The organism is Rhodoplanes sp. SY1, from assembly GCF_046000175.1.
Lineage (GTDB): Bacteria > Pseudomonadota > Alphaproteobacteria > Rhizobiales > Xanthobacteraceae > Rhodoplanes.
On the sequence record NZ_JBEOMB010000207.1, the window covers coordinates 1 to 537 of the forward strand.

1 protein-coding gene is annotated in these 537 nt (G+C 65.2%); it reads right to left on the minus strand.

Translation table 11 applies throughout. The features are described from left to right. On the minus strand, positions 1-537 hold a 537-nt coding region (locus tag ABTU92_RS28350; protein WP_408094921.1), incomplete at both ends, for a major capsid protein.

Here is a 537-nt window from a genome sequence, read left to right on the forward strand (position 1 = left end):
TCGACCAGCGCCTCGGGCCGCTTGCAGATGGCGAGCGGGTTCGACTGGCTCTTCAGCTCGACGCCCTCGCCATGCTCCAGGATGCTGGGCGAAATCCAAATCTCCTGGCCGGGCTGGTTGACGGCCCGGACGTCGTTGGCCGGCGCGTCCCAGGTCTCGAACATGTTGGTCGTGCCGGCCGGGTAGGCGTACCCGTAGTCGACCGGGACGAAAGGCGTCGCGACCGGCGTCTTGCCGATCGGTGCGACGCCGTAATACTCGCGGAACAGGATCTGCTGGAACTCGAAGACACGGCCCCACTGGCCGCCCGCCACGACATAGTTGCCGCGCGCCAGCTCGCCGGCATTCATCCAGTTGAGCCAGAACTTCTCGACCTTGGCGTGCTGGACGAACTTGTTGAAGAACGAGGTCGAGACGATCACTTCCGGGCGCGTCATGGTCTCGCCCTTGAGGTTGGTCTGGATCGACTGCCGGACCTCCTGGCACTTGCCGATGATGTCGGTGCCGGCGGTGCCGAGCAGGAAGTCGACCGTCACC